The organism is Psychromonas sp. (genome assembly GCF_041586535.1).
GTDB lineage: Bacteria > Pseudomonadota > Gammaproteobacteria > Enterobacterales > Psychromonadaceae > Psychromonas.
The window spans coordinates 1-16,901 of sequence record NZ_JBFGZY010000094.1 but is presented as its reverse complement, the minus strand read 5'-3'; the positions used below and the strand labels follow the sequence as shown (position 1 = coordinate 16,901).

At 41.7% G+C, this 16,901-nt stretch carries 14 protein-coding genes and 1 pseudogene; 4 read left to right on the top strand and 11 right to left on the bottom strand.

Annotated features, from left to right (window positions below; all coding sequences use genetic code 11):
• Nucleotides 1–207 (bottom strand): annotated as a pseudogene (locus ABZA00_RS11365) (hypothetical protein); the annotation flags it as partial.
• Nucleotides 208–698: 491 nt separating this feature from the next.
• Here ABZA00_RS11365 and ABZA00_RS11360 point away from each other — a divergent pair.
• Together ABZA00_RS11360 and ABZA00_RS11355 are read left to right on the top strand one after the other, a co-directional pair.
• Complete coding sequence (locus ABZA00_RS11360; RefSeq protein ID WP_372882284.1) at nucleotides 699–2,048, top strand: YjiH family protein; 1,350 nt, start codon at nucleotides 699–701, stop codon at nucleotides 2,046–2,048.
• Nucleotides 2,049–2,171: 123 nt separating this feature from the next.
• Nucleotides 2,172–2,768 (top strand): MarC family protein, encoded by a 597-nt coding sequence (locus ABZA00_RS11355; RefSeq protein WP_372882282.1) that lies wholly within the window; start codon nucleotides 2,172–2,174, stop codon nucleotides 2,766–2,768.
• On the opposite strand, the gene ABZA00_RS11350 is transcribed toward ABZA00_RS11355, so the two are convergent.
• From ABZA00_RS11350 to cynS, 5 genes are all read right to left on the bottom strand, one after another.
• Entirely contained in the window at nucleotides 2,769–2,990 is a 222-nt protein-coding gene (locus ABZA00_RS11350; protein WP_372882281.1) for an SDR family NAD(P)-dependent oxidoreductase, read from the bottom strand.
• Nucleotides 2,990–4,081, bottom strand: coding sequence for a DNA polymerase IV (dinB, locus tag ABZA00_RS11345; protein WP_372882283.1), 1,092 nt, complete (start codon nucleotides 4,079–4,081; stop codon nucleotides 2,990–2,992). Before dinB ends, ABZA00_RS11350 begins: the two co-directional genes overlap by 1 nt.
• A gap of 94 nt (nucleotides 4,082–4,175) precedes the next feature.
• Nucleotides 4,176–5,882: a protein kinase gene (locus ABZA00_RS11340; protein WP_372882280.1), complete on the bottom strand. Its 1,707-nt coding sequence runs from the start codon at nucleotides 5,880–5,882 to the stop codon at nucleotides 4,176–4,178.
• A 66-nt stretch (nucleotides 5,883–5,948) separates the two neighbouring features.
• Entirely contained in the window at nucleotides 5,949–6,761 is an 813-nt protein-coding gene (locus ABZA00_RS11335; protein WP_372882279.1) for a formate/nitrite transporter family protein, read from the bottom strand.
• Nucleotides 6,762–6,817: 56 nt separating this feature from the next.
• Entirely contained in the window at nucleotides 6,818–7,258 is a 441-nt protein-coding gene (cynS, locus tag ABZA00_RS11330) for a cyanase (protein ID WP_372882278.1), read from the bottom strand.
• Between the two features lie 336 nt (nucleotides 7,259–7,594).
• Here cynS and ABZA00_RS11325 point away from each other — a divergent pair, with 336 nt between their 5' ends.
• Nucleotides 7,595–9,445 carry a sigma 54-interacting transcriptional regulator gene (locus ABZA00_RS11325; RefSeq protein ID WP_372882277.1) on the top strand — a complete coding sequence of 617 codons (1,851 nt, stop codon included), beginning with the start codon at nucleotides 7,595–7,597 and terminating at the stop codon, nucleotides 9,443–9,445.
• A gap of 189 nt (nucleotides 9,446–9,634) precedes the next feature.
• Here the strand turns inward: ABZA00_RS11325 and ABZA00_RS11320 are convergent, their stop codons facing one another.
• Nucleotides 9,635–9,850 (bottom strand): hypothetical protein, encoded by a 216-nt coding sequence (locus tag ABZA00_RS11320; protein ID WP_372882276.1) that lies wholly within the window; start codon nucleotides 9,848–9,850, stop codon nucleotides 9,635–9,637.
• A 618-nt stretch (nucleotides 9,851–10,468) separates the two neighbouring features.
• Between ABZA00_RS11320 and ABZA00_RS11315 the strand changes: the two genes are divergently transcribed.
• Nucleotides 10,469–10,861: a MerR family DNA-binding transcriptional regulator gene (locus tag ABZA00_RS11315; protein WP_372882275.1), complete on the top strand. Its 393-nt coding sequence runs from the start codon at nucleotides 10,469–10,471 to the stop codon at nucleotides 10,859–10,861.
• Between the two features lie 126 nt (nucleotides 10,862–10,987).
• Here ABZA00_RS11315 and glgA read toward each other — a convergent pair whose 3' ends face one another.
• The 4 genes from glgA to ABZA00_RS11295 all read right to left on the bottom strand — a co-directional run bounded on the left by glgA (nucleotide 10,988) and on the right by ABZA00_RS11295 (nucleotide 16,712).
• Nucleotides 10,988–12,463, bottom strand: a complete 1,476-nt coding sequence (glgA, locus tag ABZA00_RS11310) for a glycogen synthase GlgA (protein WP_372882274.1) — start codon at nucleotides 12,461–12,463, stop codon at nucleotides 10,988–10,990.
• Between the two features lie 469 nt (nucleotides 12,464–12,932).
• Entirely contained in the window at nucleotides 12,933–13,700 is a 768-nt protein-coding gene (locus ABZA00_RS11305; protein ID WP_372882273.1) for a class II glutamine amidotransferase, read from the bottom strand.
• Nucleotides 13,701–13,719: 19 nt separating this feature from the next.
• On the bottom strand, nucleotides 13,720–14,295 hold the full coding sequence (gene lpcA / locus ABZA00_RS11300; protein WP_372882272.1) for a D-sedoheptulose 7-phosphate isomerase: 576 nt from the start codon (nucleotides 14,293–14,295) through the stop codon (nucleotides 13,720–13,722).
• A gap of 182 nt (nucleotides 14,296–14,477) precedes the next feature.
• Nucleotides 14,478–16,712 carry a patatin-like phospholipase family protein gene (locus ABZA00_RS11295; RefSeq protein ID WP_372882271.1) on the bottom strand — a complete coding sequence of 745 codons (2,235 nt, stop codon included), beginning with the start codon at nucleotides 16,710–16,712 and terminating at the stop codon, nucleotides 14,478–14,480.
• Nucleotides 16,713–16,901 lie beyond the last annotated feature (189 nt).

Genomic DNA, 16,901 nt, shown 5'->3' with positions numbered 1-16,901 from the left:
GACGAGTTGTATACCACCTAACACATACAGCACGGTATTAGATGATCCACTGATGCCGTAAAAATGTTCAAGAATACGGGCACTGTGCTCTGGATTAACAAATTTATCTAATGTCCACATTACCATTACAATAAAAACGCCGATGCGAAGCGATAGAAGACTCCACTGTAAACGAAGTTGCACATCTGAACTCATTGAATTTTGCATAAAATTTCCTATTAAAAAGATATAACTAACCGTGAAGTAACTAAGACCGGATAAGTAGCTTTTTATTTCAAAATAATAATAATTAACCTCAACTCTGGATAGAGGGCATCATAATAGATGAAGTTCTCTTTTTTGACTCAGGTAGCGCTCAATGCCGGGATTTTTGTTCCTATCAAGGCAAGTTTGTGAAGTAATAGCCGGCTATTACAAGCAAACTTAACGCAGAGAGGGGCGAAAAGAGCGGTGTTGAGGGATGTCGCTTATCCAGAGTTGAGGTTAACTAATGCAACTATTCAGCACATTTACCACGAAGAACACCGAGGCGATGCAGGTGTTTAACGCGACAACTTGTTGCAGCCCCCTGAAAAGAGAATAAGTGTGGTTATTCGATTTACATCGGAACTTAAAGCGCGTAGCCTTGCGCGCTTAATTTTTAGGAGTGGTTTACCCCCCTCCTTTATGGATATCTTTTTAAGGCAATAGCAGTGGCAATTACAACATCACATTCCCTCAAAACTATACTGACTTTTATTATTCCGTCATTAATCGGCATCTTACTTTTTATGACGCCGATCAGCTATCTGGGCAACATTACTATTCCTATTGCCATTGCCGCCAAAGCGTTACAGACATTTTTATCTGATTGGATAACGGCAATGGTTACTGGCGCAGTCGTCACCACAGCGCTCATCACCACTATCAACCGCTTTTTTAAAATACAAAAAATTCAACGCAGTCTCTTTTTAAGATCATTATTTGAAGTAAACAGACTGTGGTTTGCTACCCGCTTGTTCGGCGCACTGTTTATTTTATTGACCTTTTTTAAACTTGGTCCGAAATTTATCTATTCAGATATTACCGGTGCTTTGGTATTAAATGATTTACTGCCGGTTTTATTTTGTGTGTTCATTTTTGCCGGCATGTTATTACCGCTATTATTAAATTTTGGCCTGCTGGAGTTATTCGGCACCCTGTTAACCAAGGTGATGCGCCCGGTTTTTAATCTGCCCGGCCGCAGTGCAATAGATTGTATGGCTTCCTGGCTAGGCGATGGCAGTGTGGGGATTTTAATGACCAGCAAACAATATGAAGCACACTATTATACGCAACGTGAAGCGGCCATTATCGGCACCACTTTCTCCGCAGTGTCGATCACTTTCTCTTTAGTGGTTATCTCCCAGGTGCAACTAGAGCATCTGTTTATTCCATTCTACTTTGCCGTCTGTTTAGCGGGCATAACAGCGGCGATTATCGTGCCGAAATTACCGCCTCTGCGCTGGAAAAAAGATATCTATCTGGATGGTTCAACAAGAGATAAAGATGATGAAAAAACACCAGCCGGGCATAATGTTTTGTCATGGGGAATTGAACTGGCATTATTAAGGGCAGCCAATGCATCAACTGTGAAAGAAACCGTTAAAGACGGTATTAAAAATGTGCTGGATATGGTTTTCGGAGTGATTCCCGTCGTAATGGCAATGGGTACAGTGGCGCTTATTATCGCCGAGTACACACCTGTTTTTGACTATCTGGGCCTGCCTTTTATTCCTTTATTAGAACTACTGCAGATACCTGAAGCAGATACAGCCTCTAAAACCATTGTTGTCGGTTTTGCGGATATGTTTATCCCCTCAATTTTAGCAGCCTCGATTGAATCCGATATCACCCGCTTTATTATCGCAGCCATGTCGGTTACCCAACTGATCTACATGAGTGAAGTCGGTGCTTTATTACTCGGCAGCAAAATACCTGTTAATCTCGGGGAGTTATTTATGATCTTTATTTTAAGAACCTTAGTAACCTTGCCGGTAATAGCAGCTGTCGCACATTTTATTTTGTAGTGGCCTTGTGTACCTGCGGACCATCCGCTAAATCATCACCATGAATCTTATTAGCGGAAAGCTCAAAGCAGCCGCTTGACGTTTTCCTGCCAGTTTACAACATTATACTTTTAAAGGAATAACATGGATATCACCGTTTACCTGCATGCCATCACTGCCCTGTTTGTTATTATTGACCCGATTGGCGCGGCTTTAATTTTTAATTCATTAACCGCTAACGACGATCAACAGTACCGCACCCAAATGGCAGTCAAAACCGTGTTAATCAGCACTGCCACGCTGATTTTATTCGGCAATTATGGTGAAGCATTATTTGCTCAATTAGGCATTAATATCAACTCACTGCGCATTTCAGGGGGATTATTGCTCTTCTATACCGCTTTTAAAATGATCACGCAAAAGATGGAGTTTACCGCGACCAATATACAAACCGATATCTCCGTATTTCCCATGTCAATTCCGATGCTCGCGGGACCGGGTACCCTGACCCTGTGTATTCTGCTGTTTTCAAAGGCACCGGATACAGCCACCAGCATTGCCGTTTCATTGGCAATCATCTCGATTTTGGCACTGACTTTTGTGTTTTTTCTGCTATCAAAATACCTGAAGAAGATTATCGGCAGAACCGGTGATGAAATTTTAAGGCGCTTCCTAGGGGTGATACTGGCGGCGCTGGCGATACAGTTTATTTATGATGGTATTAACAATATTGGGCTTTAATTAAATAGAATGCGGCAGAGCTAAAATCACAGCAAAAACTGCAAATGAAATATAAAAAACGGCAATTTCAGGGTACTGCTGTAAAATTTGCGCCTGAATATGCTGCAGGTTTTGCTGGCGACGGGCAATCAATAATAATGAAAATCCTTGCGCAGCCAGCTGAAAAGCAAACTCTTTGCCCAATCCGGCACTTGCACCGGTAATAACTATCACTTGTTGCATTAACTAAACCCTTTATCCATAAAACTCAACTGCACCGCGTATTGTTCCTGTCCGACCCGATTTTCCAAACCGACCGAAGCCCCTAATAAACGGATTCTTTTATCCGGATTTTGTACTAACAGATGGTGCAGGAGTATTTCTAAGAGGGAGAAAGATAATTCCGTCGATTTCCGCTCGCTTGTTTTTTGGGTAAAATCAGAAAATTTAACCTTGACCCCAACCCGTACGATCATCTTTTCAGCAAGCACTTGTTCTAAGCGTCTATTCAACTCGTTATAAAGTTCGGCCATTTTCTTAATGCATTGTTCTTCATTGCTAAGATCTTTTAAAAAAGTATGCTCAACTGCCAGAGACTTTCTTTCTCTATTGGGCTCAACAGGACGATTATCTATCCCGCGGCTAAATGCAAGTAATCGTTCCCCCTGCTTGCCAAATTCAGCGAGCAACAACTCTGCCTGATATTGTTGTACATCCCGGCAGGTAAACAAACCTTTCAGGGCGAGTTTTTGCTGTGTCACTTTGCCAACACCGGGAATTTTTTTCAAAGGAAGTGTTTTAATAAACTCCGCTGCTTGTGCCGGCGCAATGACAAACTGGCCATTGGGTTTATTTTCATCTGAAGCGATCTTAGCCAGAAATTTACAGTTCGCCACACCTGCTGAAGCAGTTAAATTTAACTCGTCAAAAATGGCACGTCTTATATCCTGAGCAATAAAGGTGGCAGAGCCTTGAAACAGCGTGCAGTCACTGACATCTAAAAAGGCTTCATCAAGCGACAATGGCTCGACAAGATCGGTATAACGGAAAAAGATCTCCCGGATTTTTTTGGATATCTCGACATAATGCTGCATTCGCCCCGGGATAATCACTAAATCCGGGCATAATTCTTTGGCCTTAAAACTCGGCATGGCAGAGCGGACACCATATTCACGGGCAATATAATTACAGGTTGACAGTACCCCCCGACGCTCGCTGCGACCGCCAATAGCTAAGGGAATATTTTTATAGTGAGGATTATCCCGCATCTCGACCGAGGCATAAAACGCATCCATATCAACATGGATAATTTTGCGTGCTTTAGGGTTAATAATATCAGACAAAATAAACACCTGTTTTTACAGACAGTTTATTCTGGGCTTTTTAAATGGAAAAGCAAGTGCTATTTATGAGGTATTTGCCACCACGTTATAACAGCAGCTGCGCAACGATAATACAAAATAAAATAAAACTGACACTTTGCCAAAATCGGGTCGGATTACGCTGCATCAGCGGCGGCCTGGTTTTGGCTACAAATCTTGGATTGGGGTGGCGCAGGTCATAAATAAACTCAGACAGAACTGTATAACGTTTTAACGGATTTACCTGTAGTGCCCGCTGCAGGGCATCATCTACCCATAACGGTAATTCAGCATCATCATCAGTCACACTGCGGTAAACTAATCTGCGCTGGGCGGCAACACTTTTTGCCCGGGCAATCTCAGCGCCATAGGGAAAGCGCCCGGATAACATTTGATAGGTTATTACGGCTAACGCATAAATATCCGAGCCTTGCGTCCCCCTCTGCCCTAAAAAGTATTCAGGTGCAGAGTAGCGCATAGTACCGCGCAATCCCTCTTCTGTTTTACAGTCAGTCACCCCGGCAATATAAGTTGAGCCAAAATCAATGATTTTTACTGTATTAGCAGTATCGATCATAATGTTATTAGGGCGCAGATCCTGATGGAGCATTTCCTGACGGTGAAATGCCTGCAAACCTTTCGCCACCTGCTCAACAATGGCTCGCACCCTTTCCAGGTCAGGTTTCGGGTTATCCAGTATCCATTGATTAAGTGATATGCCTTCAATATATTCGCTGACCAGATATAAATAATGACGTTTGCGGTTTGCGGCTATTGCTTTGACAACATGCGGATTATTAATACGCTTTGCAATCCATTCCTCCAGCATAAAGCGTTCGAGATATTGCCTATCATGGCGTAACTCTGTGGAAGGGATTTTGAGCACCACGGTTTGATTGTTATCAAGATCACGGGCTAAAAACAGATGGCTGCGGCTACTGATATAGATTTCCCGGAGAATTTCATAACCATCAAAATGCATTCGAGCGCTTAAGTTCGGTGGTAATGGCAGCATGGTCAACTGCTGTACCTCATCGAGTTGATAATCCGGCAGGTGCTCCACGCGTACAATTTGTAAACTTAAATTATCATCACTGCCTGACGCCAGGGCCTGTTCAATTATTTCCGTTGCTGCCGTTGCTAAAGAGTTTGCTTTTGCAATGATCTTTACGATTTGCCGGCCTGCAATATATTCATAAACGCCATCGGTTGCCAGAATAAATATCTCGCCTTTTTCTATCTGCTGACTTTGATAATCAATCTCAAACGTTTGCTCAATGCCCAGTGCCCGGGTTAAATAACTCACATCAGCGGAGACAACTCGTCGATGATCTTCAGTCAATTGCTCCAGTTTGTTGCCGGATAAACGGTAGATACGTGTATCACCAGAGTTGAAAAGGTGCGCGCTGTTCGACTTCAACACCAATGCGCTAAAAGTACAAATATAACCTTTATCTTTTTCGAATCGATACGGACTGTTGCGCGTTTGCGCATACAGCCAGGAGTTGATTGATTTGACGACTTTTTGTACCGATGTTTTAACTGACCAGGATTCTGACGTGCAGTAATAATCCTCTAAAAAACCTGAAACCGCGCTTTCGCTGGCTATTTGGCTTACCCTGCTGGAACTAATACCATCAGCCATTACAAGTACAGCGCCCTTACTGCTGAGTAGTGGTTCTTTGGGTATCAAACTGCCGATAAAATCCTGATTTACAGATTTAATCCCTTTACTGCTAGCCTGTCCAATAGTTACCTTAAGCGGCAGATTCACGGTTTAATTCCTGTCAAAATTTATAACCAACAGGCTCCGCGCCATAATCAACGGAGCCAAATATAATTAAGCAATTTTACGTTCAGGTGATGTTCTCACATGGGTGAAATACAGCGGTAAACCAACTAATAATAAGCCACCGGCAAGGTTGCCTAAAACGGTCGGGATCTCATTCCATAATAAATAATCATAAACGGTAAACTCTCCCCCCATAATCATAGAGAATGGGAACAAGAACATGTTCACAATTGAATGCTCAAAACCCATGAAAAAGAATAACATTACCGGCATCCACATCGCAGCCATTTTACCGCCCACTGATGTTGAGATCATTGCCCCGACAACCCCCATCGAAACCATCCAGTTACATAACATGCCGCGGATGAAAATAGTGAACCAGCCGGAAATACCGTGCTCCTGGTAACCTAAAGTTCGGGATTCACCGATACTGCTGACTTTGGCGGCAATCGCTCCCCCATCGGTTGAATAACCATAGGTTAAAATAAAGGACATAAAAAACGCGGTGGTGAGTGCACCGGCGAAGTTACCGAGAAAAACCAATCCCCAATTACGCATCACCCCAGAAAACGTAACACCGGGTCTTTTATCAAATAAGGCCAACGGCACGAGGGTAAACACCCCGGTTAATAAATCAAATTTCATCAAATACAGCATGATGAAACCAACAGGGAAAAGACAGGCACCTAATATCGGGCTGCCTGTTTTTGTTGCTACGGTAATGGCAAAAACGGCCGCCAATCCCAAAATGGCGCCAGCCATAAATGCACGAATAAAAGTATCTTTGGTTGACATGTAAACTTTTGATTCACCTGTATCTACCATTTTTGTTACAAACTCACTGGGTTCGATATAAGACATAAAAAATCCTCACTGTTAAAATTTAGTTTGTTTATCACTATTATATTGCACTGATATCACCAGGCTTTATAAGGTAAAAACTTGCCGTTTAATGTTAATAGCACACGATCACCTTTAGGGTTTTCTTCCTTATCGACCTCCATGGAAAAGTCTATTGCACTCATAATGCCGTCACCGAATTTTTCCTGAATCACTTCTTTTAAGGTTTCCCCGTAAACCCCCACCACTTCGTATAAACGATAAACCAATGGATCCTGCGGAATAGATTTGTCCCACTCTTTAGTTGGGTAGGCCATCAACGCCGCTTTTGCACCCGCAGGTAAGCCTAAAAATTCAACCAGCTTATCTGCGACCTCCTCCGGGCAGCTATTCATACCTAAACAGGCAGAGGTCGTCCAAACTGTTGACATACCAACGGCGTCGGCAATACTTTCCCAAGTTAAAGATTTTTCATTTTTAATCGCAAATATCGCTTCTGTTACTGCTATTTTTTTCATAAGACTTTCCTCAAAGTAGTATTTTGGAACAAAATTCAAAGCAAATTGATCACTGATGGTGCAACAGTTAACTAACTTATATTTAACAAATTTTTCATTTGATAAACATCATGCAACCTTAATGTTCTATAAGCGATAACCGTGCCAACTCATATTTTTTTTGTAAGCCTTTGTTTTAAATAAGCTGAAAGTTAATTTGAACAGTTTCAATAAACAACGATATTTCGTTTGCAACGATTTACCGTTGCCTTATCAACGATATTTCGTTTCTGGCTTAATAATTGCAGCTTGATAATTGTAAGTAGTTAGAGAGTTAAAAATGTAGAGGTCTTTACCATGTTAAAGCAGTTATTTTTGCACGCTCCCACGGCAATGTTATTAATTGACCCGGTCAACAATCGGGTGCTGGCGGCCAATCAGCGGGCCAAAAAACTGTTTGCGCTGGAAAAAATGGATTTATCTGAATATAGCGTGACCCAGTTTTTCCCGGAATGTATAGATAAACTGCTGCTGTTTACCCAGCAGGTGATCGAACAGGGGGAAGCGTGGTGCAGTGAACTAAGCATACAGATTGCAGGTGAAAACACACATATAGAAGTCAATGCGGTTCAAATGGAAGCTAATATTTTGCTCAGCTGTGAAAATAGCTTCGTTACTTTCGGACGACATTTTAAAGCGGTCACGGAAGCGAATTATCAATCCGGTTTTTTCCACTGGAATAAAAATGAAACTGTTTTTGAAGAGATAGAACGTCAAAACCAATTATTATTAAGCGCCGTGGGCGATGGTATTTATGGTGTAGATTCACAAGGTAATACAACTTTTGTTAATCTGGCCACTGAACAAATTTTAGGCTGGAAAAGATCTGAACTGATGGGCAAAAAAATTCATGACGTTATCCATCATTCACATCAGGATGGCAGTGATTACCATGTTCATAACTGCCCAATTTATTGTGCTTTTCACGATGGTGCAATTCATAGCGTAGATGATGAAGTATTTTGGTCAAAAGAGGGAAAACCTATCCCGGTTGAGTACACCAGCACGCCGGTAACAGAAAATGGTTTACTTATCGGCGCAGTGGTTATCTTTCGCGATATCACCGAGCGTAAGCGCACTCAGGCTAAATTATTAAAGGCACTGAAACAGGTCGATGCCTTGAAAAGCCGACTGGAAATGGAAAATGCGTATCTTTTAGAAGAAATAAACGCAGATTTTAATCATCAGCAGATTATTGGCCAGAGTGCCAAAATTAAACGCATGGTGCATCAAATAGAATTGGTCGGCCCAACCGATGCTAATGTGCTGATAATAGGAGAATCGGGTACAGGTAAAGAGCTTATTGCCAGGGCGATTCATGAAGTCAGTCAGCGTAAAGGCAGGCCATTGGTCAGAGTCAATTGTGCGGCAATCCCGGCGGAGTTATTTGAAAGTGAGTTTTTTGGTCATGTCAAAGGGGCATTTTCCGGGGCAGTTTCAGACAGACTGGGTCGTTTTGAATTAGCAGATGGGGCTACTATTTTTTTAGATGAAGTTGGCGAAATCCCGCTGCAACTGCAAGGTAAGCTATTAAGAGTATTACAAGAGCAGCAATTTGAACGTGTAGGAGAATCCACTACCCGAAATGTCGATGTCAGGGTAATAGCAGCAACCAACAAAGATTTAAAGCAGTTAGTTGAGCAAAACAAGTTTAGAGAAGATTTATACTTTAGATTAAATGTATTTCCGCTTCATTCGCCTCCGCTACGCGAACGCATAGATGACTTGCCGCTATTAGTGCAGCACTTTGTCCATAAAATTTGTTTACGCTTTAACCAACCCCAACCCAAAGTATCCTTAGCGCAAATGCAGTATTTAGAGCACTATACCTGGCCGGGCAATATCAGAGAGCTGGAAAATATTATTGAACGTCAGGTCATTCTCGCTAAGAGTGACAAACTTAATTTTGAGTTTTTAGCCAAGGAAGAGAAGCAAAATAATTCCCCCGTTAACCGCCATCTACAAAGCAATTTAATGAGCGCACGGCAACATAAACAATTGGAAAAAAACAATTTAGAACAAGCATTAACACACTGCAGGGGTAAAGTTTACGGTGATGGCGGCGCAGCAGAGTTACTCGGTTTAAAGCCGACAACACTGATGTCTAAATTGAAAAAATATGGGATTAAACGACTGGAATTTGTTTGATAAAAACAGGCACACTACCGGCTGTGGTTGACTAAATGCAACTGAGAGCCTTATAGAAGTTTATTTTTGGCTTTTTAAATGAAAAAACGAGTGCTATCTATGGTGTGTTGATAACAGAAGTTGATTCAGGCCGGTAGAAATCGGGTAGCATTTTTAATATAAAAAACATTACCCGACTCCACTGCATTATCAAGCAACGATCTTCTTTTCGATCAGTGTCTCAATATGCTCAACTTCAGAAGGACCGTGACGCTCTGCAAGGACATCGCGCAAACAAGATCTTACAACTTCTTCGTGTTGCTCAAGCTCATTTTTAGCCGCTAATGACGTCAGCGTTGCGATGATTTGCTCATCATTTTGCTTGTAAACAGCCAGTTTAATTTCTTCGTTCGTATAGTTTTTCATCTCTTCAACCCTAATTAATAATTATCTGTCGCGTTTGTATATCAGCAATCCAGATGAGTGTGATGAACTCTATATTTACCTGGATTGAGTGCCAATAAAAAGCCTGAATAAGACCTGGCTACTAACAGCTACAACTCTAAAATCTACACTAGTCGATAGCGTATTGAAATATGCAGAAAATCATCAAAATTTGTGAATCTTAAGAGTTGATAAATACAAGATAACAATGAAAAACGAATATTCATTCATATGTAATTGTTATTAAAGAAATAAATAAATAACATTATGATTGCCAAATAAATGTGACACAGCTCTCAATTTTATTCAAATATAACAAAAACTTGACATCATTTTATGCTGAAACGATTTTTCAGCTGATTTTTTAACCGGCAAGCGCTCTCAGAAAAGATAAAACTGCTCTCTAAATGGTCTGTAGCGAAGATTTTACACTGTATATTGAACCGACATAAGCTGAAAAATAGAACCTCTTTTTTCAATGGTATAATATAGCTCCAATATATTAGCAATTTATTAAACAACAAAAAAAGAGCGCTTCGGCAAAATCAGGCGTTATTATTAAGAGCATTCGTTGTCTTTAAGAATTATCAGGTATTTACTATGTTATCAATCAGCCAGGCAGCCAAAAAAACCGGGTTATCGGTGAAATCAATCCGCCACTATGAGCAGATAGGTTTGATTAGTTCACCGCAACGCAGTGAAAACAATTACCGCTATTATCCCGAAGCAATCATCAAACAGTTACATTTTATAAAAAGAACCAAAGATGCGGGCTTTAACTTAAAGGAGAGTAAAGCATTATTGTTGTTATCTGAAAATAAACACCGCAGTAGCGCCGAGGTAAAAGCCATCGCACAACAAAAAATCGTAGAATTGCAGCAGCGTATCGAACAACAACAGGCATTATTAAACAGCTTGAAAGAGATTACCGATTTGTGTCATGGGGATGCGCATTCAGATTGCGCCATTATTGATGCATTTGTTAAAGAGTAGGTTTCAAACAAACAGAATTAAGCTCATAGATAAGGTTGCTAAGTCGCGCAAATTAAGCCTCAACAGACAGTTGTTGAGGCTTTGTGGATTAATTAAGTAATCAAGTTTCGTTTACGGCAAACTGAATCAAAAGCGGGTATTAGCATGCTGGTACAGCTCTTCATACTCTTCTGCCGTGTGATGCCAGGAGAAATCAGTGGTCATACCGTTTTTAATTATTTTTGCAAATGCCGGTTTATCGTTACGGTATACAGAAGCCGCCCAGCGCATTGTATCTCTTAGCGCAGCCGGATAGAGATCGTAGAATTTAAATCCGGTTGCCGCATCGATATTTGCAGCAGAATAGTTATTTACTGTATCTTCCAGGCCACCTGTTGATCTTACGATAGGCACAGTCCCATACTTCATACTGTACATCTGATTAAGTCCACAAGGCTCATATCTTGAAGGCATAACAAAGAAATCAGCCCCCGCCTCGACCATGTGGGCAATTTTATTACTGTAACCGATAAAAGCGCCGAATTTGCCCGGGTAGGCTTTGGCATAGTCAGCTAACGCGTTTTCCTGCCACTTCTCTCCGGAGCCAATAATAACAAACTGCACATCATCTTCTTTCAACATGCTATCGATGCACTCGATAAAGACATCCAGTCCCTTTTGAGTTGCGAGCCTTGATACCACACCATAAAGCGGAACATCAGCTCGAACTTCCAGACCAAATTCCTTCTGCAGTTCCATTTTACATAATGCTTTACCGGTTAAATCAGTATGTGAGAAATTATGCGGGATCAGTTTGTCGGTTTCAGGGTTCCACTCCTGGATATCAATGCCGTTTATAATACCACGTAGTTTGCCCTGTACAGCCCTGTGCTGGAGAGGTTGTTCCAGATTAAAACTGTATTCAGGAGAGAGGATCTCTTCTGCGTAGGTCGGGCTAACGGTGGTGACCATATCTGCCGTCATCACACCTGCTTTCAGGAAGTTAACCTGATCATAGAATTCAAGGCAATGCACGTTAAAATAATCCCAGCCAAGTCCTGTCCAGAAAAGGTTGGATTTGGGAAATACCCCCTGATAGCCAATGTTGTGAATGGTGACGACTGATTTTGTCTTGCTGAAATTATCGAATCCGTTGTAGAGAGAGCTTTTTAAATAGACGCTGCACAGGGAAGTATGCCAGTCATTGGCATGCAGCACATCAACCTTAATATCCAGTGCCAGTACAGCCTGCATTATTGCCCGGCTCAGGAAGATAAAACGTTCTGCATTATCAGTGTATTCCTGCCCATCCCAATCGTATAGTTTCGGACGGTCGAAGTACTTATGATGCTCGATAAAGTAAAATGAAAGGTTTTCATTGATTTTATGTTGTCTGATCTGTCCCCATTCCTCATTGCCATCGCCTAAAGGTACGCCCAGCAGTTCACCCACGACCTCGGTATCATCGCATTTTTCAGCCATAACCTGCGGGTAATAAGGCATAAAGACGGAAACATTATGTCCATTTTCTGCCAGCGCGTAAGGTAGTGAATAGGATACATCCGCTAATCCTCCCGTTTTAGCGTATGGTGCCGCCTCGCTCGTTGCCCAAACTATATTCATTGTTTATACCTCTAATATTTATTTTATGTTTAATGGAGCCAACTAATTTGTCGATGAGCAGCCTTTTATTATTCAGTTCACCAAATTACAGCGTTCCGGCGCAAAGAATAAAATGCCGTTAGCCCGCAGGCTTATTTACATGACCACCCCGTGAATTTGATGCTATTTTAAAATTTTTGATTGTATTGCAGGCGCGATGAGAAAGATGCGCTGGTTTAATACCCGCACTCTTATCTCATTAATATATCTTTTTATAACATAAACATAGGATTATAAACATATAGTCGTACAGGATCATTGATCTATTTTTGACAAGCTAAATAAGAAGTGAGAAATGAAGAACAGATCACAATATCCTTTAAAGAATCAGCCTAAATAATCTCAGCGCGGATAAGCAAATCGATACAATACCGCTATTTCCGCATATTTCTGCGTTAAGGCGTTAAGATTATTAAAAAAGTGGCGCTGATTAAAGCACCCGCTCTCCAAAATGGAAGACACAGAATTCACCTTCCTGCATTTTGTACCACTGCTCATTATTGGTTAGAGGTCGTGTAGCAATGACGGTAACCACATCCGTGTCAGAAGTCTCTTTCTGGAAATCAACAACCATATCTTCATCGATTAGCTGCGCTTTACCGAAGGGGGCGCGGCGTGTTATCCAGGTAAGGTTGTTGGTACAGTAACACATCACGTATTCACCATCGCTTAATAACATGTTAAAGATGCCCATCTCACGCAGCTGATCCGCATAACCAGCCACCTTCTGGAATACGGCCTGCATATCTTCCGGCTGACTTTGATACTCCAAATACAACTGGTCAATAATCCAGCAAAAAGCACGCTCACTATCAGTTTCGCCAACGGGAAGCGTGCGCCCCAACGGCAGCGCCTCGTAGCCGGTTAATTGCCCATTATGGGCATAAGTCCAGTTTTTTCCCCATAACTCACGTACAAAAGGATGGGTGTTTTCTAAACTGACCCCACCTCTGTTCGCCTGGCGAATATGGCTTATCACCGATTTACTCTTAATCGGATACTCTTTAACCAACTGGGCAACGCGCGAGTCACAACTGGGGTTGGGATCCTTAAAACTGCGGCAACCCTTGCCTTCATAAAAAGTGATTCCCCAGCCGTCTTTATGCGGACCGGTTTCTCCGCCCCGCTTTACCAAGCCGCTGAAACTGAAACAGATATCGGTAGGTACATTGGCACTCATCCCTAATAATTCACACATTTTAAAAACCTACTCTCTGTTAAGCCATTTTCTTTTCAATTAAATAAATCAAAATATGGATAATCTTGATATGCACTTCCTGGATTCGATCTGCGAAACCAAAATGCGGGACACGGATTTCCACATCGGCAAGCCCCGCCATTTTCCCGCCGTCTTTACCGGTTAAGGCAATAATCTTTATCCCTTTTGCTTTAGCAGTTTCAATTGCTGTTAATATATTTTTAGAATTACCGCTGGTAGACAGGCAAAATAACACATCACCTTTACGCCCCACCCCTTCTAAATAACGCGCAAAGATTGCATCGTAACCATAATCATTGCCGACACAGGATATATGACTCGGGTCAGAAATAGCTATCGCCGGGTATGCAGGACGATGCTCACGGTATCGCCCGGTTAACTCCTCGGCAAAATGCATTGCGTCACAATGTGATCCCCCGTTACCGCAAGCCAGCACTTTGCCGTCTTTTTTAAACGTATCTGCGAGCAAAGTGGCAGCTTGCTCAATATTTTTTAAGTTCTGTTGATCGGCGATAAATGCCTGCAAAACTTTTTCAGCTTCTAATAACTCTGCTCTGATAATTGATAAATTCATAATCTTTCTTCTTATTTAGATTTTCAGTTAGGGTAAACAATACATTAATGCGGAAATAACTATTTTTACATAGTTGGGAGAGTGATAATAGTCTCTTATAGCCATGTTACTTCAAAATACTCTGCATCTTGAAGTATCATGGGTATAAGCCTCACTGTGAAATAAAAAGCATTCAGCAACGCTTACCAGGTTTTACCCAGCGAGAAAAACAGCTGAATTTCATTACCGACTCCGTCACCTCGGCTTATCCCGTAACCGACGCCCAACGCAGCCGGACCAAAACTGGTATCAGTCCCTAAAAATAAACTGCCCGAGGTAATTAGTTCGTTCAGATCGACGCTATCATTTACCCCCCATACGTTGCCGGTTTCCAAACTTGTTCCCAAATAGATAGGCAAGCCGCTATTACCGGCTATTTTACTGCCTAAATCATATTGGTAAACAGCAGCGGCAAACACTTTATGCGCACCAATAATCGCATCTTTTTCATAGCCGGACAGGTTTAAAAAACCACCCAATTCTGAAACACGAATGGTAAAATCATTATCGCTCAATACCGTTGCAAAGGAGGATATGCCGACAAGTGTATGCTTTCCTACACCGATAGCTCCCCGCCAGTCAAGATTCACTTCAAGTGAACTGTCTTCTGAATTATCCAGAAAAGTCTGATCGTATTGATCATTGCGCAAATAGAAATCCAGAGATAATTTATTACCTCTGGTCGGAAAATTGATGCTATTGAGATCATCAAAACCTAAGGATAGATAGGCCCCCAACGAGCTATAATCAAAAGACTGGTATTCGCTGTTTTCAAAGTCAATTTTACCTATTTCCCCGAGCAGCCCCAGTTCAGAAATACCATTATGCGTGTAGTGATAACCCAGCCCAAGGCTGGCCAGACCATAGGAGTTGATTATTTCCGGTCTGGGCTGATTCTGTGAAAATAAGCCTTGTGCATATTTGTCCTGCTTATACTCAATACGCGCCCGACTGAAAAAATCATGGTGATTGTCCCAGGGCTGATAAAACTCAGTCGCAATTTTCGACTCCCATCCCAAAGAGAGCTCATTTTTCCACTGTCCGCCATTGTCCGTTATATCGGTAAGCAGGTAAGCAACATCCAGCGAGACTTGCGAATCAGTGGAATGACTGCCTTGCCAGCTGAAACCGAAGTGCAGATAATTAGGCCCCCATGACTTTGCTCTGGTTTTTACCACTAAAACACGTCCGGCTTTTTTATCAATAAATTCAACATTTACAGCGTCAAATCGATTTAATGCATAAAGACGTGAAATAGCCGCATCTAAGGCTCCTTTACTGACCACCTCACCAATATTGATGCCCAGTTGACGCTTTATAAGATCCAGCTCTACCTTGGAATCATTTTCATAGCGAATCTCATAAACTGGTTTTGATAGTTGTTTTATCCATTGTTCTTTTCTGCTTATTTTTTGCCGCTTATACTCAGCATATTGCTGTTCATCGACGCTTAGAGATTGTATTTTATCAATATTTTCCAGTGCTGATTTCTCACCCAGGGCAAGTGCCTCAGACATTCTGGAGAAGTCTGTGGTGCTTAACTGATCGATCTCCGGACGGATTAGCAGATCTTTTTCATCGAGCAGATCGATTTGTCTTCTTGTGGTGTTTATCGTTAATATATTGGACAACTGATCCAGTACATCGACAGTGAGATTAATATCTTTTTTATCTAATAAAGGGGAGCCAATATCAACGGCGATCACAATATCAGCGCCCATTAGCTTGGCAACATCCACCGGCATATTGTTGACAATTGCGCCATCAACCAGCAATCTTTCATCAATCACAGTAGGGTAGACAACCCCGGGTACGGTAGATGATGCTTTCATCGCCTGAACCAGGCTTCCGGAATTAAGCACTACGGCTTCAGCTGTTGCTATATCTGTCGCCACTGCGCGATAAGGGATAGGTAAATTATCAAAATGGGTAAATTCACCGACCGAGCCTGCTGAAAATTTAAGTAATTGAAAAGCAGACTGACCGAGCAGCAGACCACTGGGCATTTTAATTTTTGCTTCGCTATAACCAACCCTAAGATTAATGTTATATTCATCTCTTAATTGTTTGTCTTCATAGTGCAGGTCCTGACGCGGTATAAAATCTGAAAAGCCTTTGTCCCAGTTGACACTGAACATCATCTCTTCAATCTCCTGCGCGTTATACCCCAAGGCATACAGACCGCCAATATAAGCCCCGATACTGGTACCGGCAACAAAGTCAATCGGTACATTATTACTCTCCAGTACTTTTAAAATACCAATATGTGCAGCCCCCTTCGCCCCACCACCACCCAAGACAAGGCCGATTTTAGGGCGGGTTTCAGCGAAGCCGATTAAGGGCAGAAGGATAAATAACAATAAAAAATAACGCAGCATAGACTTACCAATTTAAGCTCATTCAACAACTGTATTGAGCATACACATTTATACCAATCAGATTAATTATCTGATCATTTATGCTTGTTAAAATAAATGCTAGCTTCGTTATTGATTTTGCAATTAGAACAACTAGTTACTGCAATCAATGCCTCGCTTTCATTTATTTTTCCTGACGCCTAAACAGAT